Raw genomic sequence first — 22,554 nt, 5'->3', positions numbered from 1 at the left:
AAAAAATTACGCACGATACCATTCAATTGTACACGTTCAGTTCTGGCTAGCACCAACAACCTGTAATACTTTGTTGAGCGCTTGTTCAGGTTGCTCACTGTCTAACCAGTGAACATCTTCCCAACCACGCAGCCAAGTGACCTGACGTTTAGCTAACTGTCTCGTCGCGCAAACACCTCGATAAACCATTTCATCATACGGGACCTCGCCTTCAAGGTATGACCACATCTGGCGGTATCCGACACAACGAATGGAAGGCATATCCGTATGCAAATCTCCACGGGCAAATAGCGCCCGCACTTCTGCTTCAAAACCTGAAGCCAACATCTGATGAAAACGCTGCTCAATGCGTTGATGTAGCAGTTCACGGCTCGCCGGGGCGATGGCGAACTGATGCACCTGATACGGCAGAGCCTCTCCTGACGTTTGCGTCAGTTCCGTTAAAGTTTTACCCGAAATGAAAAAAACTTCCAGTGCTCGGGAAAGTCTTTGCGGATCATTTGGATGAATACGCGCGGCGGCCACGGGATCGATGTCCTGTAACTGCCGGTGCAATGCGTGCCACCCCTGCTCTGCTGCTTGTTGCTCAATTCTGGCCCTGACTGCGGGATCCGCCGAAGGCAGCGGCGATAACCCTTCCAACAACGCTTTGAAGTACAACATTGTTCCGCCGACCAGCAGCGGGATGCGCCCGGCGGCGACGATATCCGCCATTTCCGCCAACGCATCGCGGCGAAAATCCGCCGCCGAGTACGACTCTGCCGGATCAAGGATATCCAGCAACCGATGCGGCGCAGCGCTAAGCTCCGCGGCATCGGGTTTGGCCGTGCCGATATCCATTCCTCGATAGATGAGGGCGGAATCGACGCTAATCAACTCTACGGGCAAAACTTTACGCAAGGCGATAGCTAATGCGGTTTTACCGGAGGCCGTCGGCCCCATTAAAAAAATTGCCTTAGGCAGGCTCGCCTCAGTTACATCACTCATCTTTCAGGGCTGTCATCGCCGAATGTAAATCAACAGGTTGTAACAGACCACCCGGCGGCGCTTTAATCAGCTGCGGACATAAACGCTCAACGTCCGCCAGCACGGAAATCGCCTGCGCCATACTCCACTGCGCGTGCTCGCTCGTCAGATTACGCGCCGTCCACTGGGCAATGTCGCCGACGTCGAATGCCGTTAGCTGCGCCAGGTAGCCTATCAGTTCAGGAATCAAGATTTGTAAATTTTGTTGTCTTAAGGGTAAAGGCACCGCGCGAACCGTCACGTGCTGAGCATCTGCTTGTAAATCGATACCCAATTGCGCCAGCGCCGGCTGCGCCTTTTCCAGCGCCTTACGTTCTGCTTCACTCACTTTAAGACGCAGCGGGATCAGCAGCGGCTGCGCGCAAACCGCTTCCGCGCCCGGCGTTAGCTGCGCCTGACGCAGCCAGCGCTCCGCCACCGGCAGCGCCAGCAACGCCAATGTGCCGCCGCGCTCGAGCAGCGCGCAATCGCTGCCGATAATAGTCAGCACCCGGCCAAAGCTTTGGCTATGGGCTGCCAGGCTTTCAGCAGGCGCCGGCGCAACGGGTGGCTTTTCCGCCGCCGGGGTTTGCAGCAGTTGACGGTAAAGCGCCCCCTGCTGTTTTTGATAGCCCGGCTGCGCGTGGGGCCAGTTGGCGCCGCCTGCGCTATAGCCGCCGCCGGCGGCAGGTTCCCGCGGCGCGCGGGTATCATAACCCGCCGCCGGTTCCCGGGCAGGCGATGGGCGAGCGAAATGGTTAGCGCCCGCCGCTACGCGATTTTCCGGCACCGGCCGCGACGCGGGCGCTTCGTCTTCTTCCGCCAACGGCGCATCCAGTTGCTGCTGCAGCACGCTCAGTACGCCTTGATAGATAAAATCATGCACCAGCCGCGATTGATGGAAACGTACTTCGTGCTTCGCCGGATGCACGTTGACATCAACCTGATGCGGGTCAATCTCCAGATACAGCACAAACGCCGGCTGCTGGTCAGCGCCCAGCTTGTCTTCACAGGCCTGGCGAATGGCATGGTTGATCAGCCGGTCGCGCATCATACGCCCGTTGACGTAGCAGTACTGGATTTCCGCTAATGCCGGATTGGTATGCAACGGATCGGCAACCCAGCCGCGCAGCGTCAGATCGCCATGCTGCCACTCAATGGCCAACGCGTGTTCCAGAAACGCCGCGCCGCAAATCGAGCCGAGGCGGCGTTCACGCGGGCCGCCTTCCGCCACTGCGCGATACTGGCGCATCATTTTGCCGTTATGGCTGAGATTAATCGTTACATCGAAACGCGCCAGCGCGATGCGGCGGACGATTTCATCAATATGATTAAACTCGGTTTTTTCGGTACGCATGAACTTGCGCCGCGCGGGGGTGTTGTAAAACAGATCCAGGACTTCCAGCGTCGTGCCTATCGGATGCGCCGCCGGTTTCACCGTCACTGCCTGGTCGCGCCCTTCAGCATAAGCCTGCCATGCCTCGTGCTGCTCCGCGGTACGCGAAGTCAGCGTCAGGCGGGCGACGGAACTGATACTGGCCAACGCTTCGCCGCGAAAGCCAAGGCTGATGATCGCCTCAAGGTCATCCAGCGAGGCGATTTTACTGGTGGCGTGACGAGCCAGCGCCAGCGCCAGCTCATCTTTTTTGATCCCACAGCCATTATCGCGAATACGGATAAGCTTCGCGCCCCCGCGTTCGATATCAATGTCGATACGGGTTGCGCCGGCATCAAGGCTGTTCTCAACCAGCTCCTTCACTACCGACGCCGGACGTTCCACCACCTCGCCAGCGGCAATCTGGTTGGCGAGCTGCGGCGGTAGAACCTGAATCGGCATGACCTTCTCCTTAGTTAATCAACGTCCCGCCAGGCGAACTGGCGCTGGCGGTTTGCGCAGCCGTGCCGCGCGGCGCTGATTGCAGCGGGTGCTGCATATAATAGTTACGCAGCCCTTTATAAATCGCCTCTGCAATCTGCTGTTGGTAATCATCGCTACCCAGCAGGCGCTCTTCGCCGTTATTACTGATAAAGCCGGTTTCGACGAGGATCGACGGAATATCCGGCGAGCGCAGAACGCCAAGGCTGGCATGCTCCGGGCGGCGTTTATGGAGATTACCGACCCGCTGCAGCTGGCTTAGTACATCCGTCGCCACATCATAACCGACGCGCTGGGAATGGCCGAACTGTAAATCCAGCACCGCCTGGCTCAGATAAGGATCCGACTGGCTATTCGCCAGCACATCGCCCGCACCGCCCAAAAGTTCGGATTGTTTCTCATGCTGTTCTAGCCAGCCGGCCATTTCGCTATTCGCGCGGCGGTTAGAGAGCACCCACACCGATGCGCCGGTCGCGTCGCGGTTCGGGGCCGCATCGGCATGGATAGAGACAAGGAAATTGGCGTTTTGTTTGCGCGCCACGTCCGAACGCCCCATAACCGAGATGAAGTAGTCGCCGTTGCGGGTAAGCACCGGTTTAAACTGCGGATCGTCGTTGAGCAACGCCCGTAGTTTATGGGCGATAGCAATCGTGACGTTTTTCTCTTTGGTGCCGCCCGGTCCGATGGCGCCAGGATCCTGGCCGCCGTGACCGGCGTCAATGGCGATAATAATTTTATCGTCAGAAGAGACGGTACGCGCCGCCGGACGGCTGATGGTCTGGTTGTTGGTCATCGCCGGCTGACTGCTGGTCACCACCGTGGTTCTGTCGCTGCCAGAGTTTTTAAACGGATTGCGCGGCGGCGTGCTCGGACGCGACGCCACTACCGGCGCTTCGACCCGTTTCGCTATCACTGGCGGCGGCGGAGGTGGCGGCGGCACATCGGCGTTAATGGTAAAGACGACGGTATAGTTGGCGCCATTTTGCTGCTTCACCGCCCGCGTTTTACCATCTTCCGTCAGATCGACCAACAGACGCAGCGATTGCGTATCCTGAGGCGAGCCGGAACGAATGCTCTTGACCAGATTATTACCGCTAAACTGCAGCGGCAGCCCCTGAAGTACGCCGGTTTGTTTGATATCCAACGCCACCGCCCGCTTACCTTGCGGGGTGAAAGAATATTCAGGATCGCCGACAAAACTTAGCGTGATGCGGGCCTGCCGATCGCCGTTTGAGACCTGGATATCGGATAAACTTGCCGCGGATGCCTGAGTGCCGAGCAGCATCAGAGCGGCGGCCAGCCAACTGGTTATACGATACTTCATCCCGTCATCCTTTAGGCTAAATGGCTAAACGCGCCAATAAAGACTCACCCAATGAAGAGACCGCCGTTACGCGCGCCTCACGCCCTTGCGCCTGATAATCCAGGTGAATTTCGACATCCGGGTCAGGCAGTACACCCGCGCCTTGTTGCGGCCATTCTACCAGGCAGATGGCATCGTTAGCGAAGTAATCGCGGATCCCCATAAATTCGAGCTCCTCAGGATCCGCCAGCCGGTAGAGGTCGAAGTGATACACCATCAGATTGTCGAGGGTGTAAGGCTCCACCAGCGTATACGTTGGGCTTTTGACATTGCCGCGGTGGCCAAGGGCCTGCAGAAAACCGCGGCTGAAGGTGGTTTTACCCGCGCCTAAATCGCCATACAGATAGATAACCGTCGCGCCGCTACAGGCCTGCGCTACGCGGTTGCCAAGGTCTAATGTCGCCTGCTCGTCGGGTAAAGGAATCACACGGTTAATCATGGTCTAGGTCAATCACATCCGGGTTAACAACACGCCTCAGCGTGCAAAAAAGATCGGTCGCCAGCATCCCGCGGGCGCCATCTCTGGCGGCCAGCCGGTCTGCGGCTTCGCCGTGCGCCACGCAGCCTGCGCAAGCGGCATCATATGGGGTCAGCCCCTGCCCCAACAGTGCGGCGATAATGCCGGTGAGCACATCGCCCATCCCGCCGCTGGCCATTCCGGGATTACCGGCATCAATGATACCAATTTCCCCCGCGTTATTCGCCACGACGGTTCCTGCGCCTTTTAGCACCACCACGCCGCCATACCGTTTTACCAGACGTTGTACAGAATGTAAGCGATCGCTTTCAACTTCTGCCACGCTGATATTTAATAAACGGGCGGCTTCGCCAGGATGCGGGGTTAACACGCGATTGTGACGTTTATCGGGATTGATTGCCAGCAGGTTCAACGCGTCGGCATCCCAGACCATCGGTTTGCGAAAATTCTCTACCTGCCGCAGCGCCGCTTTACCCCATTCGCTTTGCCCAAGACCGGGACCAATCGCCACGACATCCGCCCACTCCAGGCTCTCGGCAAGAGAGTCACCGTTCAGCTCATGGACCATCAATTCCGGTCTGGCAGTCACAATGCCCGCGATATTTTCCGCCCTGGTCAGCACGCGTACTAAACCCGCGCCGGCACGCAGCGCGGCCTCACCTGCCATACGAATGGCGCCAGCGGTGCCGCGATCGCCGCCGATAATCACCAGCCGACCATGCGAGCCTTTATGCGACGTCGGGCGACGCGGCGGCAACCAGCCTGCCAGTTGCGCTGCGGAAAAACGGCGAATAGCGGTGTTTTGCCCGGCAAGCCAGCGCTCCAGCCCGAGCGCATGATGATGTAAGCGCCCGACGACGTCGCGGGCGTTGCCGGTCAGTAGTCCGGGTTTTAGCGCGATAAACGTCAGGGTATGGGCGGCGTGGATTACCGCGCCAGGCGTCGCGCCGGTTTGCGCGTTCAGCCCGGAGGGGATATCAAGCGCAATAACCGGCGCGGGATAGGCATTCGCCAGTTCAATCAGCCCGGCGACGTTAGCGCGCGGCGCGCTATGCAGGCCGGTGCCGAGCAGCCCGTCAATAATCAATGAGATATCATCCGGCCAGCCGCTATCGGCGGCGTGGATGACGCCGCCGGCATTGAGCCACTCTTCCCGCGCGGCCTGCGCCTCTTCCGGCAGCGGCTTATCGCTTTCCAACGCCAGTAGCGTTACCGCGATGCCCTGCGCCTGCGCCAGCCGCGCGACGACATAGCCGTCGCCGCCGTTATTGCCGTGGCCGCAAAGAATCAACCAGTGCTGGCTGGCGGGATAAAGGCTTCGGGCCAGTTGAAACGCCGCCTCGCCGGCACGCCGCATCAATTCAAAAAGCGTCAGCCCGAGACTATCCGCCGCCTCTCTTTCCGCCTGGCGCAGCGTCTCCGCTGGCCATACGATGTGTGGTATACTGTCAGGGTTTTTCGTCATTGTATGGTCCATCATGTCACAGCCCCTCGATCTCAATCAGTTAGCGCAGCAAATCAAACAATGGGGCACCGAGCTTGGCTTCCAGCAGGTCGGCATTACCGATACCGATCTCAGCGCCAGCGAACCTAAACTACAGGCATGGCTGGATAAACAATACCATGGCGAAATGGAATGGATGGCTCGCCACGGCATGATGCGCGCCCGGCCGCATGAACTGCTGCCCGGTACGCTACGCGTGATTAGCGTGCGCATGAACTACCTGCCCGCCAATGCTGCTTTCGCCAGCACTCTGAAAGATCCCACGCTGGGTTACGTCAGCCGTTATGCCCTGGGGCGTGATTATCATAAGCTGCTACGTAACCGCCTGAAAAAACTCGGCGAGATGATTCAGGAACAGTGTGCTTCGCTCAATTTTAGACCGTTTGTCGATTCCGCGCCTATCCTGGAGCGGCCCATCGCTGAAAAAGCGGGGCTTGGCTGGACAGGTAAGCACTCACTTATCTTAAGCCGCGACGCCGGATCGTTTTTCTTCCTGGGCGAGTTGCTTATCGATCTGCCACTGCCGATAGACCAGCCGGTTGCCGAAGAGTGCGGGCGTTGTGTCGCCTGTATGACTATCTGCCCCACCGGCGCCATCGTCGAGCCCTATACCGTCGACGCGCGGCGCTGCATCTCCTATCTGACCATCGAGCTGGAAGGCGCCATCCCGGAAGAATTTCGTCCGCTTATCGGCAACCGTATTTACGGCTGCGATGATTGCCAGTTGATATGTCCGTGGAACCGTTTTTCGCAGCTCACCGATGAAGAGGACTTCAGCCCGCGTAAAGCGCTACATGCGCCGCAGCTGATTGAGCTGTTCGCCTGGAGCGAAGCCTGGTTCCTGAAAGTCACTGAGGGATCGGCGATACGCCGTATCGGTCACTTACGCTGGCTACGCAATATCGCCGTCGCGCTCGGTAATGCTCCCTGGAATGAAGCCAATCTGGTCGCGCTGGAAAGTCGCCGAGGTGAGCACCCACTTCTCGATGAACACATTGAATGGGCGGTTGCGCAGCAGATCGAAAAGCGAAACGCCAACGTTGTCGAAGTGCAGTTGCCGCAGAAATTACGCCTGGTCAGGGTGGTCGAGAAAGGATTACCGCGCGACGCCTGATTCATTCACAGGCTGTGAATAAAAACAAAAACACATTGCGTTTCAACGGGCAGACGTACGTCAAGTGATCGAATTAACAGTTTGAAATGAAATTTAAATGTTAAATTTCAATCAGATACGACAATACTATTTACAAAGTGAAGCATTTATCGCGCCGTCAGCCAAACGATAGCCTGTGGATAACTCTGTTTACAGTATTTTTGGATAGGCAATGAAAATCATCCCCGGCGCGATTTCGCACTGTGGATAAACTGGATAAAGGAAGAAATTTGGAGCGGGAAACGAGACTCGAACTCGCGACCCCGACCTTGGCAAGGTCGTGCTCTACCAACTGAGCTATTCCCGCTTACATCGGTTTTCAATCTACCTGCTGGTAACCTGAAAACTATGCTTTGGTATGGTGTGTCTTTCAAATTTTGGAGCGGGAAACGAGACTCGAACTCGCGACCCCGACCTTGGCAAGGTCGTGCTCTACCAACTGAGCTATTCCCGCTTACATTGGTTTTCAATCTACCTGTCGGTAACCTGAAAACTATGTTTTGGTATGGTGCTGCTTTCAAATTTTGGAGCGGGAAACGAGACTCGAACTCGCGACCCCGACCTTGGCAAGGTCGTGCTCTACCAACTGAGCTATTCCCGCGTTACTGCTTTTTTGCCATATTTCGATGGCGTCGTAATTTGCATTTCTGCGTCGTTACGGGAGGCGCATTATACGAGAATTCGATTCACCTGCAACCCCCTGGCGAGCACTTTTTTTCGTTTTTGTTTGAATGGACACTTTCTCGCCACACAGTCCACTGAATTGTATAAATAACCGCCATAATTAGCAAAATATCTTTTTACCCCCGCGCGAATGGCGCAAAATCGCCCGCATGACACCGCGGAGGTTATCCGCGAAAAGGTCCACCATGACGACAATCAGGGATTCAGAATGAAAAAAGCGCTTTCCGTCCTGCTGCTGACCACATCCTTCATCGGAACGGCTTCTGCCGAGACGCTCCATTTTGGCACCACAACCGCCAATCCGCCGTTTGAGACCGTCAAAGGCAAAGGCCAGGCAACGGGTTTCGACATTGATTTGGCCAATGCGCTGTGTAAGCAGATGCAAGCGGAATGCAAATTCACGCCGCAGCGCTTTGATACCCTCATTCCGGCGCTGCGCTTTAAAAAGTTCGACGCCATTATCGCCGGCATTGAAGTGTTGCCGATGCGTGAAAAGCAGGTCGCCTTCAGCCAACCTTATCGCCAGGAGCTCTCCGGCGTGGTAGTCACGGCAAAAGACGCCGCCCACGGGTTTGCCGACCTGCAGGGTAAAAAGCTCGCCGTCGTCAAAGGTAGCGTCCACCAGCGTTATCTACGCGATAAACAAAAAGGCATTCAAACCGTCGCCTTTGGCAGCGATAGCGACGCGCTGGCGGCGTTGAAAAGCGGCGAAGTCGACGGCGCGATCGGCGATTTAGCGACGATGGACCAGTGGCTGGCGGAGAATCCTGATTACGCCGAGATGAAAGAGCGCGCCACCGACCCGGCCTACTACGGCAAACAATATGCCATCGCGGTACGCAAAGACGACCCGGAGTTGCTTAAGCAGATAAATGACGCGCTGGAGGTCGTGAAGGCGTCGCCGGAGTTCCAGCAGATGGAACAGAAATGGTTTAAGTAAGGCAGCAAAAAGAACGGGGCCATGAAGGCCCCGTTTACGCTTCAGAGCTTAATAAAATGCTCGCGATAATAGGCTAACTCGGCGACGGATTCGCGGATATCGTCCATAGCCTGGTGAGTGCCCTGCTTTTTAAACCCATCAAGGATTTCCGGCTTCCAGCGGCGCGCCAGCTCTTTTAGGGTGCTGACGTCGAGATAGCGATAATGGAAGTAAGCTTCCAGTTCCGGCATATATTTGAACAGGAAGCGGCGGTCCTGACCGATGCTGTTGCCACAAATTGGCGATTTCCCTGCCGGCACCCACTGCTTGAGAAACTCAATAGTGGCCAGTTCCGCTTCGCGGTCGCCCACCGTACTGGCCTTCACGCGATCGACCAGCCCGCTGCCGGTATGAGTACGCACGTTCCATTCGTCCATTAGCGCCAGCTGAGCATCAGACTGGTGCACGGCAATGGTCGGGCCTTCTGCCAGAATATTCAGATTCGCGTCGGTGACCAGGGTGGCAATTTCGATAATGCGATCGCGCTCGGGATCCAGCCCCGTCATCTCAAGATCGATCCAAATCAGGTTGTTTTCATCTGCACTCATGCTATTTTCCACCCTTCTTGCGTGACTATATTCATCTAAAATAGCGTGTATCATAGAGGTTTTGCCCCATCAGGGCGACCAGGAGCCAGTTCGATTGAGTAAAAATAAGCTCTCCAAAGGCCAGCAGCGCCGCGTCAAGGCCAACCACCAGCGCCGCCTGAAAACGACTTCGGAGAAGGCCGACTACGATGACAACCTGTTTGGCGAGCCTTCAGAAGGCATCGTCATCAGCCGTTTTGGTATGCATGCCGATGTCGAATCCGCGGATGGCACGACCCACCGCTGCAACATTCGCCGGACCATTCGTTCCCTGGTGACCGGCGACCGCGTGGTCTGGCGGCCAGGTAAAGACGCAGCCGACGGGGTCAACGTCAAAGGTATCGTCGAAGCGGTACATGAACGCGCCTCGGTGCTGACGCGCCCGGACTTTTACGACGGCGTGAAGCCTATCGCGGCAAATATCGACCAAATCGTGGTGGTTTCGGCCATTTTACCCGAACTGTCGCTCAATATTATCGACCGCTATCTGGTGGCCTGCGAAGCGCAGAATATCGAACCGCTGCTGGTACTGAATAAGATAGACCTGCTGGACGATGACGGCATGGCCTTCGTCAACGAGCAGATGGATATCTATCGCCAAATCGGTTATCCGGTATTGATGGTGTCCAGCCATACTCAGGACGGCCTGAAGCCGCTTGAAGAGGCGCTGACCGGGCGCATCAGTATTTTTGCCGGCCAGTCCGGGGTGGGTAAATCCAGCCTGCTGAACACGCTGCTGGGACTGCGGGAGGAGCAAATCCTGACGAACGACGTCTCCGATGTGTCAGGGCTCGGCCAGCACACCACCACCGCCGCGCGTCTTTATCACTTCCCGCACGGCGGCGATGTGATCGACTCCCCGGGCGTGCGCGAGTTTGGCCTGTGGCATCTTGATGCGGAACAAATCACCAACGGCTTTGTCGAATTTCATGATTATTTAGGCCATTGCAAGTATCGCGACTGCAAGCACGACACCGATCCGGGCTGCGCCATTCGCGAAGCGGTAGAAAAAGGCGCCATCGCCGAAAGCCGTTTCGCCAACTATCACCGCATCCTGGAAAGTATGGAACAGGTGCAGGTAAAAACGCGTAAAAGCTTTTCATCAACCGACGACTGACATTTAAGCTGTCGTCGCTATACGTACTCGCTTTGCCAGCACAACGGCGCGGATACAATTCGCTGAAGTTTACGTATAGAATCGTCCCCCTTTTCAGTACCCCGCACCAAAGCGGGGTCAGGAACGACAATTAACGGCCTGGAGGCTACCTTGTTAAACTCGTTTAAACTCTCACTACAATACATTCTGCCTAAACTGTGGCTCACCCGCCTCGCAGGCTGGGGGGCAAGTAAACGAGCAGGCTGGCTGACTAAACTGGTTATCGATCTGTTCGTCAAATACTACAAGGTCGATATGAAAGAGGCGCAGAAGCCAGATACCGCCGCTTACCGCACCTTTAACGACTTCTTCGTTCGCCCGCTGCGTGACGATGTTCGCCCGCTCAACACCGATCCCAACGTGCTGGTGATGCCGGCTGACGGCGTTATCAGCCAGCTTGGCGCTATCGAAGATGACAAAATTCTGCAGGCCAAAGGCCACAATTACACCCTGGAAGCCCTGCTGGCGGGTAACTACCAGATGGCTGACCTGTTCCGTAACGGTAGTTTCGCCACCACTTACCTGTCGCCGCGCGACTATCACCGCGTGCATATGCCGTGCAACGGTATCCTGCGTGAGATGATCTATGTCCCGGGCGATCTGTTCTCGGTAAACCACCTGACCGCGCAAAACGTACCGAACCTGTTTGCTCGCAACGAGCGCGTCATCTGCCTGTTCGATACTGAATTTGGCCCGATGGCGCAGATTCTGGTCGGCGCAACGATTGTTGGCAGCATCGAGACCGTCTGGTCCGGCACCGTGACGCCGCCGCGCGAAGGCATTATCAAGCGCTGGACCTGGCCTGCAGGCGAAAGCGAAGGCTCCGTTGCGCTGCTGAAGGGCCAGGAGATGGGTCGCTTTAAACTGGGCTCAACGGTGATTAACCTGTTTGCGCCGGGCCAGGTGAAGCTGGTTGAACAACTGCAAAGCCTGTCAGTCACCAAAATCGGCGAACCGCTGGCCACGGCCGTAGAAACTGATATCTCCGTGGAACCTGCGCCGTTGCCGGAAGAAGAGATCCGCGCCGAACACCGCGCCAGCCCGCTGGTTGACGATAAACAAGACGAAGGTTAATTCCTGACGACAAAGGGTTACGCCGTGCGCCTGATATACACTTTTCTGTTGGCCTTGAGCCTCAGCTTCGGGGCGTACGCAGCGACGGCCCCGGACGTCAAGCAAATTACCCAGGAACTGGAACAGGCGAAGGCGGCGAAACCCGCCCAGCCTGAAACCGTAGAGGTCCTGCAAGCCGCGTTGAATGCGCTGGAGGAACGCAATGCCTCCGTTGAGCGCGCTCGCCAGTACCAGGATGTCATCGATAATTTTCCCAAACTGTTTCAAACTCTCCGCGCCCAGTTAGCGAATGTCAGCGAAACGCCGCACCAGGTACCTACCGCCCTCACCGCCGACGCGCTGAATCAGGAGATCCTGCAGGTCAGCAGCCAGCTTCTGGAAGCCAGCCGCCAGGCGCAGCAGGAGCAGGATCGGGCGCGGGAAATTGCCGACTCTCTCAACCAATTGCCTCAACAGCAAACCGACGCCCGCCGCAAGCTTAATGAGATTGAACGTCGCGTCGGCGCGCAGCCCGGCAATACGCCGCTGGCGCAGGCGCAAAATCTCGGTCTGCAGGCGGAATCCGCGCGTCTGAAAGCGCTGGTCGACGAGCTGGATCTGGCCCAACTCTCCGCTAACAACCGCCAGGAGCTGTCGCGCATCCGCTCTGAGCTGGCGCAGAAACAGAGCGAACAACTCGATGCCTACCTGCAGGCGCTGCGCAATCAGCAGAACAGCCAGCGCCAACGCGAAGCGGAAAAGGCGCTGGAGAGTACCGAGCTGTTGGCGGAAAACAGTGAAAACCTGCCGCCGGGGATCATCGACCAGTTCAAAATTAACCGCGAGCTATCGCAGGCGCTCAACCAGCAGGTCCAGCGCCTTGATCTGGTGGCCTCGCAGCAGCGGCAGGCAACCAATCAAACGCTCCAGGTGCGCCAGGCGCTGAACACCCTACGCGAACAGTCGCAGTGGCTGGGATCATCGAATCTACTGGGCGAAGCGCTTCGCGCCCAGGTCGCCCGTCTGCCGGAGCGCCCGCGCCCACAGCAGTTAGATACTGAAACGGCCCAGTTGCGCGTGCAGCGCTTGCATTACGAAGACCTGCTCAGCAAGCAGGCGCAGCTACGGCTGATTCGCCAGGCCGACGGCGAACCGCTCACCGCGGACCAAAACCGCATCCTGCAGGCGCAACTGCGCACCCAGAGCGAGCTGCTTAACTCGCTGCTGCGCGGCGGCGATACCTTGCTGCTCGAACTGACGAAACTGAAAGTCGCCAACGGCCAGTTAGAAGACGCGCTGAAAGAAATTAACGAAGCAACCCACCGCTATCTGTTCTGGACCTCGGACGTCAGCCCAATTGGCTTCTCCTGGCCGCTGGAAGTGGTGCAGGATCTGCGTCGTCTGATCTCGCTTGATACCATCAACCAGCTCGGCAAGGCCAGCGTCATGATGCTGACCAGCAAAGAGACGCTGTTCCCGCTGTTTGGCGCGCTGGTGCTGGTGGGCTTCAGTATCTATTCGCGCCGCCACTTTACCCGCTTCCTTGAGCGCTCCAGCGCGCGGATTGGCAAGGTGACTCAGGATCATTTCTGGCTGACGCTGCGTACCGTGTTCTGGTCAATTCTGGTGGCTTCGCCGCTGCCGGTATTGTGGATGACGCTCGGCTACGGATTGCAGGCGGCCTGGCCCTTCCCGCTAGCGGTCGCCATTGGCGACGGCGTGACCGCCACCGTGCCGCTGCTGTGGGTAGTGATGATTTGCGCTACCTTCGCCCGGCCGAATGGATTGTTCATCGCCCACTTCGGTTGGCCGCGTAACCGCGTCGCCAAAGCCATGCGCTACTACCTGATGAGCATTGGCCTGATTGTGCCGCTGATAATGGCGCTGATCATGTTTGATAACCTCAACGACCGCGAATTCTCCGCCTCGCTGGGCCGCTTGTGCTTCATGCTGATATGCGGCGCGCTGGCGCTGGTTACGCTGAGCCTGAAACACGCCGGGATCCCGCTGTATCTTGATAAAGCGGGCGACGGCGAGAACATGGTGAACCGCCTGCTGTGGAACCTGCTGCTCGGCGCGCCGCTAATCGCGATGCTGGCGGCGGCGGTGGGCTATCTTGCCACCTCGCAGGCGCTACTGGCGCGACTGGAAACCTCGGTCGCCATCTGGTTCCTGCTGTTGGTGGTTTACCATATTATTCGCCGTTGGATGTTGATTCAGCGTCGGCGTCTGGCCTTCGATCGCGCCAAACACCGCCGTGCGGAAATCCTCGCCCAGCGCGCCCGCGGCGAAGAAGATACCGCCCACTCCACCAGCACCGAAGGCTCGGTCGAAGCGGAAGTCAGCGAAGTCGACCTCGACGCCATCAGTACCCAGTCCCTGCGCCTGGTCCGCTCGCTGCTGATGCTGATAGCCCTGCTGTCGGTGATTATTCTGTGGTCGGAAATTCACTCGGCATTCGGCTTCCTCGAAAATATCTCGCTATGGGATGTGACCTCCACGGTACAGGGCGTCGAAAGTCTTGAGCCTATTACCCTCGGGGCCGTACTGATTGCCATTCTGGTGCTGATTATCACCACCCAGCTGGTGCGCAATCTCCCGGCGCTGCTGGAGCTGGCGATTCTGCAACATCTGGATTTGACGCCGGGTACCGGCTACGCCATCACCACCATCACCAAATATCTGTTGATGCTAATTGGCGGGCTGGTCGGCTTCTCGATGATTGGTATTGAGTGGTCGAAACTGCAGTGGCTGGTGGCGGCGCTCAGCGTCGGTCTTGGTTTTGGTCTACAGGAAATTTTCGCCAACTTTATCTCCGGCCTGATCATCCTGTTTGAGAAACCGATCCGTATCGGCGATACGGTCACTATCCGCAGCCTGACCGGTAGCGTGACGAAAATAAATACCCGCGCCACCACCATCAGCGACTGGGACCGCAAAGAGATCATTGTGCCGAACAAAGCGTTCATCACCGAACAGTTCATCAACTGGTCGCTGTCGGATTCGGTCACTCGTGTGGTGTTGACTATCCCGGCGCCCGCGGAGGCCAATACGGAAGAGGTCACGCAGATTCTGTTGACCGCCGCTCATCGCTGCTCGCTGGTGATTGATACCCCGGCGCCGGAAGCGTTTCTCGTTGACCTGCAGCAGGGGATTCAGATTTTCGAGCTGCGTATTTACGCCGCCGAGATGGGACACCGTATGCCGCTGCGTCATGAGCTACATCAGCTGATTCTGGCGGGTTACCGCGCGCATGGCATCGACATGCCGTTCCCGCCGTTCCAGATGCGTCTGGAAAGCCTGGATGGCCTGCGCAGCAGCCAGCCGCTGAACTCAGCGGGTAAAAGCAGCCGTACGCCAGGAAGTTTGTAAGCACTAACTAGCCCGGTGAGCGCTTCACCGGGCATTCTCTTTCTTAACCCTCCGCCAGCGCTACCTGTACCGCCGTTCTCTGACGATAGTTCTCGTAGATCCCTAGCGCCAGTAGCGAGAAGAAAATCGGCCCGCCGACCATCCACAGCGTACTGTTCCAGTCGCCGGAATCCATCACCGGCTGAATAACGGTGAAGATATTGGCGAACGCTACCACCAGTACCACTATCGTCGTCGCCAGCAGCGTACTTATGCGGCTTTTGAACATCACAAATGGACGATCGAGATTGGCTTTGGCCTTAAAGAACGGGAACGCGATCGCCAGGAACAGATACGGCAAGGTCATCGAGACGTTAGCCATCAGCGTCAGCTTGTTATAAAACGCCGAGGCGGTATCGCCGCCGAAGGAGACCAGCAGAATAAACAGACTCACCAGCAGACACTGCAGCCACATGGCGTTAGCCGGCATACCGTTGGCGTTGACTTTGGTCATCATCGTCGGCCACAGCGCTTTCGGCGTCCCCTGAATAATCGCCTTCAGCGGCGAATAGCTCAGGGTGAAGAATGCGCCGGTATAGGCCAGGAACATCGACAGCCCGGTAATGCGTGCAAACCATACGCCGGTCAGCGCCGCCGCCTGCGGCGACAGATGAAGCGCTTGCCCAAGCGTTGCGCCAAGGCTGGTCATCAACACATAGGTGATATTGCCGAGGTTGGTACTGTGGTTGCTCAATACCTGCTGCCAGTTGGCGCTGACGCCCCACAGCACGATGGCCAGCGAGTAGCCGATCGAAATCACCAGCGCGGCGATAATAATACCTTTGGCAAAGTTCTTTTCCGGCTTCTCGGTTTTATCCACCAGCCCGCCGACCGCTTCAATTCCGCCGTAGGCGAAAATGGCGAACACCACGAAAGAGAGCATCGCCAGCCCGGATTGATATCCTGGGTTCGGCGACGCCGTGAAATCCAGCGGTTGTGCGAAATGGCCGCCGTTCAGCAACAGAATCGCCCCGCTCACCAGCAGCAGTACCAGATTCAGGCACATCACCGCGATACCGCCGACGGCGGTAATTTTGGCAATCTTATTTATTCCTTTCGCCGCTACCAGCGTCACCAGCACCATCCAGCAGGCGGCCAACACGCCGACGGTTTGCGTCGAGGTTAAGCCGGCAAAAGCCCAGCTCTGGGTTTTATCCGCGCCGAAGAGAAAGGTCGAAAAAGGGACCCAAATTTTCGCCGCGGTGCTGACCATCCACACCACATAAGAGGAAAACCACATAAAGGTGCCGATAAATGCAAAGCGCGGCCCGACGCTGCGGTTCATCCACGAATAGATCCCGCCCTCTTCCTTACGATATGCCGAGCCCATCTCCGCCATCATTAAGGCGAAAGGAATAAAGAAAAACAGCGCCGAGAAAAGATAAAACGGCATCGCGCTATAACCCATCAGATAAAACGCCGAAGGGCTGTTGGCAAAGCCAAACACCGAAGTAAAGATCATTAATATCAGCCCAATCAGGCTCATCTTCTTGATTTGTTGAGGCATAAATCGATCCAAACGTGAGCGTCGCCGAACGGCGTCGCCAGGTAAGCAGAAATTGAACGCGGATCCTAGCAATAATCCAGTTTGAAATTGTGGTTATTAGGGCTAATGCAGCGGGGAGAACTGTAAAAATCTTTGAATGAAGGGGAAAACGCTAACGGCGGGAAACCGCTTCCCTCTCCTCATGAAAGGGAAGCGCAGTTAATCAGGCGCGATCGACGGTGAATGAGATCACTTCGCCGATGGTCTCTACACCTAACGCCAGCATCACCAGGCGATCGACGCCCAGCGCGACGCCGGAACAATCCGGCAGGCCGGCTTCCAGCGCAGCCAGCAGATTATAGTCGATGGGCTGCTCCGGCAGGCCACGGGCCGCACGTTTGCGGTTGTCCTGCTCAAAACGCTGCTGCTGTTCGCGCGCGTCGGTCAATTCATGGAAACCGTTCGCCAGTTCCATCCCCTTGTAGTAGACCTCGAAGCGCTCGGCGACGCGGTGATCTTCGGTGCTGATCTGCGCCAGCGAAGCCTGGCTTGCCGGGAAGTGATAGACGAACGTCGGACGTTCTTTACCGATGTGCGGCTCTACGCCCATGGCGAACAACAACTGCAGCAGAGTATCGCGATCTTCTTCCGTATCAGCGATATTACTGAGATCGAGCTTTGCCGCCACTTCGCGCAGCTGGGTTTTATCTGCCGAGAGCGGATCGATCTCCAGATAGCGCTGGAAGGCCTGTTGATAAGAGAGGCTTTCCGCGGGTTGGCACTCGAGCACCTGCTGCAGTAAATCGTCAACTTCGTTAATCAGACGATACATGTCGTAGCACGGACGGTACCACTCCAGCATGGTGAACTCTGGATTGTGGTGACGACCCATCTCTTCATTACGGAAGCTTCGGCACAGCTGAAATACCGGCCCGCACCCGGCGGCCAGCAGCCGCTTCATGTGGTATTCCGGGCTGGTCATCAGATACAGATTCAGACCCTGAGAGTGGCCGGGGCCGACGAAACGGGTTTCAAACGGGAACATGTGGATATCGGTCACCGTTGCCTGACTCATACAAGGCGTTTCCACCTCCAGCACGCCGCGGTCGGTAAAGAAACGGCGAATTTCCGCCATTACAGCCGCACGTTTTAACAGATTTGGAATGGATGCGCTCGGCTGCCAGGTTGCCGTCTCGCTCATGGTACTTTTCTCCGATTTCATACAAGGGCACGAAGTCTACTCGCAACCGTCGAGTGAAACAAATTTTGTGCAATCCGGCGGCGATATTACATCCTGATAATTTATTGCTAACTTAATTGCATAAATAAAATTGATAAATTAGCGCACGGATTGATAAAAAAATCGAACGCGTCAATTTTCCCCACCATCCCTATGGCTATACTCATTTACCTATAAAGGAGCAGTGATACTTTTTCGCCAGCCCGGCGGCGAAATACACAAAAACTGGAGGAATGTCGTGCAAACTTTTCAAGCCGATCTTGTCGTCATTGGCGCAGGCGGAGCAGGTCTTCGCGCAGCCATCGCCGCTGCGCAAGCTAATCCAAAAGCCAAAATCGCACTGATTTCAAAAGTCTATCCAATGCGTAGCCATACCGTCGCCGCCGAAGGCGGTTCTGCGGCGGTCGCGCAGGATCACGATAGCTTTGAATACCATTTTCACGACACCGTCGCCGGCGGCGACTGGCTCTGTGAACAGGATGTTGTAGACTATTTCGTACATCACTGCCCCACGGAAATGACCCAGCTTGAGCTGTGGGGTTGCCCGTGGAGCCGCCGCCCGGATGGCAGCGTCAACGTTCGCCGCTTCGGCGGGATGAAAATCGAACGTACTTGGTTCGCCGCCGATAAAACCGGCTTCCATATGCTGCATACCCTCTTCCAGTCCTCCCTCCAGTTCCCGCAAATTCAACGTTTCGACGAGCACTTCGTGCTGGATATTCTCGTCGATGACGGCCAGGCCCGCGGCCTGGTGGCAATGAATATGATGGAAGGCACGCTGGTGCAAATTCGCGCCAATGCGGTCGTCATGGCTACCGGCGGCGCTGGCCGCGTCTATCGCTATAACACCAACGGCGGCATCGTCACCGGCGATGGCATGGGCATGGCGCTGGGCCACGGCGTCCCGCTGCGCGACATGGAGTTTGTCCAGTATCACCCAACCGGCCTGCCGGGATCGGGGATCCTGATGACCGAAGGCTGCCGCGGCGAAGGCGGTATTCTGGTGAATAAAAACGGCTATCGCTACCTGCAGGATTACGGTATGGGGCCGGAAACACCGCTCGGCGAGCCGAAAAATAAATACATGGAACTCGGCCCGCGCGATAAAGTCTCTCAGGCCTTCTGGCACGAGTGGCGCAAAGGCAACACCATTCCGACGCCGCGCGGCGATGTGGTTTATCTGGACCTGCGCCATCTTGGCGAGAAGAAACTGCTTGAACGCCTACCGTTCATCTGCGAACTGGCGAAAGCCTATGTCGGCGTCGATCCGGTGAAGGAGCCCATTCCGGTGCGCCCGACCGCCCACTACACCATGGGGGGTATCGAGACCGACCAGCAGTGCGAAACCCGCATCAAGGGCCTGTTCGCCGTGGGCGAATGTTCCTCCGTCGGCCTGCACGGCGCCAACCGTCTGGGATCCAACTCGCTCGCCGAGCTGGTGGTCTTTGGCCGCCTTGCCGGTGAGCAAGCTATGCAGCGCGCAATGGCCGCGGGCGAAGCCAACAACGCGGCGCTGGATGCGCAGGTCAACGACGTTGAAAACCGTCTGAAATACCTCGTCAACCAGCAGGGCAATGAAAACTGGGCCAAAATCCGCGACGAAATGGGTATGTCGATGGAAGAAGGCTGCGGTATTTATCGCACGCCGGAGCTGATGCAAAAAACCATCGATAAGCTGGCCGAGCTGCAGGAGCGCTTTAAGCGCGTGCGTATCACCGACACCTCCAGCGTGTTCAATACCGACCTGCTCTACACCATTGAGCTGGGCCATGGTCTCAACGTCGCCGAATGCATGGCGCACTCCGCTATCGCGCGTAAAGAGTCTCGCGGCGCCCATCAGCGTCTCGATGAAGGCTGCACTGAACGCGACGACGTCAATTTCCTCAAGCATACGCTCGCCTTCCGTGAGGCTGACGGCAGCACGCGCCTGGAGTATGGCGATGTGAAGATCACCACTCTGCCGCCGGCTAAACGCGTGTATGGCGCCGAAGCGGAAGCCGCTGAGAAGAAGGAGACGACCCATGGCTGAGATGAAAAAACTGAAAATTGAAGTGGTGCGCTACAACCCGGAAGTCGACACCGCGCCGCACAGCGCTTTCTATGAGGTCCCTTACGACGAACAAACCTCGCTGCTCGACGCGCTGGGCTATATCAAAGATAACCTCGCGCCGGACTTAAGCTACCGCTGGTCGTGCCGCATGGCGATCTGCGGCTCCTGCGGCATGATGGTCAACAAGGTGCCAAAACTGGCCTGTAAAACCTTCCTGCGCGATTACAGCAAGGGTCTGAAGGTTGAAGCGCTGGCTAATTTCCCGATTGAGCGCGATCTGGTGGTCGATATGACACACTTTATCGAAAGTCTGGAAGCGATTAAGCCGTATATCATCGGAAATAACCGCACGCCGGATCAGGGGCCGAATAAACAGACCCCGGCGCAGATGGCGAAATACCATCAGTTCTCCGGCTGCATCAACTGCGGTCTGTGCTATGCCGCCTGTCCGCAGTTTGGTCTGAACCCGGAGTTCATTGGCCCGGCGGCGATCACCCTCGCCCATCGCTACAACGAAGACAGCCGCGACCACGGCAAAAAGGAACGTATGGCGCAGCTCAATGGCCAGAACGGCGTGTGGAGCTGTACTTTCGTCGGCTTCTGCTCCGAAGTTTGTCCGAAGCATGTCGATCCGGCGGCCGCCATTCAGCAGGGCAAGGTAGAAAGTTCGAAAGACTTCCTGATCGCCACCCTGAAACCACGCTAAGGAGTGCACTATGACAACTAAACGCAAACCCTACGTGCGGCCCATGACCTCCACCTGGTGGAAGAAGCTGCCGTTTTATCGCTTCTATATGCTGCGTGAAGGGACAGCGGTGCCAACGGTCTGGTTCAGCATCGTGCTGATTTACGGCTTGTTCGCCCTCAAGCACGGCGCCGAAAGTTGGGAGGGCTATGTGGCATTCCTGCAAAACCCGATTGTGGTGATCCTCAACCTGATCACTCTTGCAGCGGCGCTGCTGCACACCAAAACCTGGTTTGAGCTGGCGCCGAAAGCCGCCAACATCATTGTTAAAGGCGAGAAAATGGGGCCTGAGCCGCTGATTAAAGGGCTGTGGGCGGTAACGGCGCTGGTTAGCATCGTCATCCTGTTTGTCGCGCTGTTCTGGTAAGGAGGCTGATATGATTAATCCCAATCCAAAACGTTCCGATGAACCGGTGTTCTGGGGGCTGTTTGGCGCAGGCGGTATGTGGGGGGCGATTATCGCGCCGGTGATGGTGCTGCTGGTCGGCATACTGCTGCCGCTGGGGCTCGCGCCTGGCGATGCTTTCAGCTACGAACGCGTTTACGCCTTCGCCCATAGCTTCATCGGTCGCCTCTTTATCTTTCTGATGATTGTTTTGCCGCTGTGGTGCGGCTTGCACCGTATCCACCATGCGATGCACGACCTGAAAATCCACGTGCCGAACGGCAAATGGGTCTTCTATGGCCTGGCGGCGATTTTAACCGTCGTCACCCTGGTCGGCGTGTTATTTATCTGATGCAACATCTCGCCCGGTAGCAATCTGTTACCGGGCTCGCTTATCGACAAAATCGCCCTACTTTTTTCCTGCCGCTATCTACACTTAGAGAAAAAGCGGTAAGGAAGATACCTATGCGTCTGCTGCCAGTTCTCACCGTGGTTATCGCGTCATTGCTGAGCGTTGCGTGCAGCAATCCCGTTCCTCCCGCTGGCGTGACCGTCGTCAGCCCATTTGAAAGCCAACGCTTCCTCGGCACCTGGTATGAAATCGCCCGCTTCGATCATCATTTCGAAAGCGGGCTGGAAAAGGTCACCGCGACTTACAGTCTGCGCGGCGATGGCGGCATAGATGTGGTTAATAAAGGTTATAACCCCGAGCGTGGGATCTGGCAGAAAACAGACGGCGTTGCCTGGTTCACCGGCGATCCCAACCGCGCGGCGCTGAAGATCTCTTTCTTCGGCCCCTTCTATGGCGGCTACAACGTGATTGCGCTGGATAAAGAGTACCGCCATGCGCTGGTTTGCGGCCCGGATCGCGATTACCTGTGGCTACTGGCGCGCACGCCGAAGATTTCGCCGCAGGTGAAACAGCAGATGCTGGATATCGCCACCCGGCAGGGCTTCGACGTAAGCAAACTGATTTGGGTTAACCAGCGCTATTAATGCGCGCTGAGTTTCAGCCCGATAATGCCGATCACAATACAGGCGAGGCTCGCGATACGCATCGGGCTTGCGGATTCGCCCAGCAGCACGATGCCGGTTATCGCTGCGCCAACGGCGCCGATCCCGGTCCACACCGCATAGGCGGTACCCACCGGCAGTGATTTCATCGCCCACGATAACAGCGCCATACTGACGACCATAGCGGCTATGGTAATCACACTTGGCAACAGGCGGCTAAATCCATGGGTATATTTGAGGCCGACGGCCCACACGACTTCCAGCAAACCGGCGATAAAGAGAATGATCCAGGACATAAGGCTCCAGTAATGGGGCCGTCCCCGGATGAGATACGCTCACGGGTCGTCCCGCAAGGTGGTTGAAAACGTCGGGATTATAAACAACG

Annotated in this window: 19 protein-coding genes and 3 tRNA genes; 10 read left to right on the top strand and 12 right to left on the bottom strand. The window is 57.0% G+C overall.

Annotated elements, in window-relative coordinates:
• Positions 1-36: 36 nt before the first annotated feature.
• The 5 genes from miaA to nnr are packed head-to-tail and all read right to left on the bottom strand — an operon-like array spanning position 37 to position 6,187.
• A complete protein-coding gene (gene miaA / locus EAE_RS09505) occupies positions 37-987 on the bottom strand; it encodes a tRNA (adenosine(37)-N6)-dimethylallyltransferase MiaA (protein WP_015704169.1) in 951 nt (316 codons plus the stop codon).
• A complete protein-coding gene (gene mutL, locus EAE_RS09500; RefSeq protein ID WP_015704168.1) occupies positions 980-2,842 on the bottom strand; it encodes a DNA mismatch repair endonuclease MutL in 1,863 nt (620 codons plus the stop codon). Before mutL ends, miaA begins: the two co-directional genes overlap by 8 nt.
• A gap of 10 nt (positions 2,843-2,852) precedes the next feature.
• Positions 2,853-4,205, bottom strand: a complete 1,353-nt coding sequence (gene amiB / locus EAE_RS09495; protein WP_015704167.1) for an N-acetylmuramoyl-L-alanine amidase AmiB — start codon at positions 4,203-4,205, stop codon at positions 2,853-2,855.
• A 16-nt stretch (positions 4,206-4,221) separates the two neighbouring features.
• Complete coding sequence (gene tsaE / locus EAE_RS09490; protein WP_015704166.1) at positions 4,222-4,683, bottom strand: tRNA (adenosine(37)-N6)-threonylcarbamoyltransferase complex ATPase subunit type 1 TsaE; 462 nt, start codon at positions 4,681-4,683, stop codon at positions 4,222-4,224.
• Positions 4,676-6,187: a bifunctional ADP-dependent NAD(P)H-hydrate dehydratase/NAD(P)H-hydrate epimerase gene (gene nnr, locus EAE_RS09485; RefSeq protein WP_161798753.1), complete on the bottom strand. Its 1,512-nt coding sequence runs from the start codon at positions 6,185-6,187 to the stop codon at positions 4,676-4,678. Before nnr ends, tsaE begins: the two co-directional genes overlap by 8 nt.
• A gap of 13 nt (positions 6,188-6,200) precedes the next feature.
• On the opposite strand from nnr, the gene queG reads away from it, so the two are divergent.
• A complete protein-coding gene (gene queG / locus EAE_RS09480) occupies positions 6,201-7,340 on the top strand; it encodes a tRNA epoxyqueuosine(34) reductase QueG (RefSeq protein WP_015704164.1) in 1,140 nt (379 codons plus the stop codon).
• A gap of 270 nt (positions 7,341-7,610) precedes the next feature.
• Here queG and EAE_RS09475 read toward each other — a convergent pair.
• The 3 genes from EAE_RS09475 to EAE_RS09465 all read right to left on the bottom strand — a co-directional run bounded on the left by EAE_RS09475 (position 7,611) and on the right by EAE_RS09465 (position 7,980).
• Positions 7,611-7,686: transfer RNA gene (locus EAE_RS09475), tRNA-Gly, on the bottom strand.
• 71 nt (positions 7,687-7,757) lie between these two features.
• Positions 7,758-7,833, bottom strand: a tRNA-Gly gene (locus tag EAE_RS09470).
• A 71-nt stretch (positions 7,834-7,904) separates the two neighbouring features.
• Positions 7,905-7,980 (bottom strand) — tRNA-Gly (locus EAE_RS09465).
• A 291-nt stretch (positions 7,981-8,271) separates the two neighbouring features.
• Here EAE_RS09465 and EAE_RS09460 point away from each other — a divergent pair.
• On the top strand, positions 8,272-9,003 hold the full coding sequence (locus EAE_RS09460) for an arginine ABC transporter substrate-binding protein (protein ID WP_045362535.1): 732 nt from the start codon (positions 8,272-8,274) through the stop codon (positions 9,001-9,003).
• 41 nt (positions 9,004-9,044) lie between these two features.
• Here EAE_RS09460 and orn read toward each other — a convergent pair whose 3' ends face one another.
• A complete protein-coding gene (gene orn, locus EAE_RS09455; RefSeq protein WP_015704162.1) occupies positions 9,045-9,590 on the bottom strand; it encodes an oligoribonuclease in 546 nt (181 codons plus the stop codon).
• A gap of 94 nt (positions 9,591-9,684) precedes the next feature.
• Here orn and rsgA point away from each other — a divergent pair, with 94 nt between their 5' ends.
• The 3 genes from rsgA to mscM all read left to right on the top strand — a co-directional run bounded on the left by rsgA (position 9,685) and on the right by mscM (position 15,210).
• Complete coding sequence (gene rsgA, locus EAE_RS09450) at positions 9,685-10,746, top strand: small ribosomal subunit biogenesis GTPase RsgA (RefSeq protein WP_015704160.1); 1,062 nt, start codon at positions 9,685-9,687, stop codon at positions 10,744-10,746.
• Positions 10,747-10,896: 150 nt separating this feature from the next.
• On the top strand, positions 10,897-11,859 hold the full coding sequence (asd, locus tag EAE_RS09445) for an archaetidylserine decarboxylase (protein WP_015368643.1): 963 nt from the start codon (positions 10,897-10,899) through the stop codon (positions 11,857-11,859).
• Positions 11,860-11,883: 24 nt separating this feature from the next.
• Complete coding sequence (gene mscM, locus EAE_RS09440) at positions 11,884-15,210, top strand: miniconductance mechanosensitive channel MscM (protein WP_015704159.1); 3,327 nt, start codon at positions 11,884-11,886, stop codon at positions 15,208-15,210.
• A 43-nt stretch (positions 15,211-15,253) separates the two neighbouring features.
• Here the strand turns inward: mscM and yjeM are convergent, their stop codons facing one another.
• Complete coding sequence (gene yjeM, locus EAE_RS09435; protein ID WP_015704158.1) at positions 15,254-16,756, bottom strand: glutamate/gamma-aminobutyrate family transporter YjeM; 1,503 nt, start codon at positions 16,754-16,756, stop codon at positions 15,254-15,256.
• A 202-nt stretch (positions 16,757-16,958) separates the two neighbouring features.
• Positions 16,959-17,936, bottom strand: a complete 978-nt coding sequence (epmA, locus tag EAE_RS09430; protein WP_015368646.1) for an elongation factor P--(R)-beta-lysine ligase — start codon at positions 17,934-17,936, stop codon at positions 16,959-16,961.
• A gap of 277 nt (positions 17,937-18,213) precedes the next feature.
• Here epmA and frdA point away from each other — a divergent pair, with 277 nt between their 5' ends.
• From frdA to EAE_RS09405, 5 genes are all read left to right on the top strand, one after another.
• On the top strand, positions 18,214-20,004 hold the full coding sequence (gene frdA, locus EAE_RS09425; protein ID WP_015704157.1) for a fumarate reductase (quinol) flavoprotein subunit: 1,791 nt from the start codon (positions 18,214-18,216) through the stop codon (positions 20,002-20,004).
• On the top strand, positions 19,997-20,731 hold the full coding sequence (gene frdB, locus EAE_RS09420) for a fumarate reductase iron-sulfur protein (RefSeq protein WP_015704156.1): 735 nt from the start codon (positions 19,997-19,999) through the stop codon (positions 20,729-20,731). The genes frdA and frdB overlap by 8 nt, the downstream gene beginning before the upstream one ends.
• A 10-nt stretch (positions 20,732-20,741) precedes the next feature.
• Positions 20,742-21,137, top strand: coding sequence for a fumarate reductase subunit FrdC (gene frdC, locus EAE_RS09415; protein WP_015704155.1), 396 nt, complete (start codon positions 20,742-20,744; stop codon positions 21,135-21,137).
• Between the two features lie 10 nt (positions 21,138-21,147).
• Entirely contained in the window at positions 21,148-21,507 is a 360-nt protein-coding gene (frdD, locus tag EAE_RS09410) for a fumarate reductase subunit FrdD (protein ID WP_015368650.1), read from the top strand.
• A gap of 113 nt (positions 21,508-21,620) precedes the next feature.
• On the top strand, positions 21,621-22,151 hold the full coding sequence (locus EAE_RS09405) for a lipocalin family protein (RefSeq protein ID WP_015368651.1): 531 nt from the start codon (positions 21,621-21,623) through the stop codon (positions 22,149-22,151).
• Here EAE_RS09405 and sugE read toward each other — a convergent pair.
• Complete coding sequence (sugE, locus tag EAE_RS09400; protein ID WP_015704154.1) at positions 22,148-22,465, bottom strand: quaternary ammonium compound efflux SMR transporter SugE; 318 nt, start codon at positions 22,463-22,465, stop codon at positions 22,148-22,150. The genes EAE_RS09405 and sugE overlap by 4 nt on opposite strands.
• Between the last annotated feature and the right edge of the window lie 89 nt (positions 22,466-22,554).

It is taken from the genome of Klebsiella aerogenes KCTC 2190, from assembly GCF_000215745.1.
GTDB classification, from domain to species: domain Bacteria; phylum Pseudomonadota; class Gammaproteobacteria; order Enterobacterales; family Enterobacteriaceae; genus Klebsiella; species Klebsiella aerogenes.
Note: the sequence above shows the minus strand (reverse complement) of the source record. Positions and strands in the feature narration are given on the sequence as shown.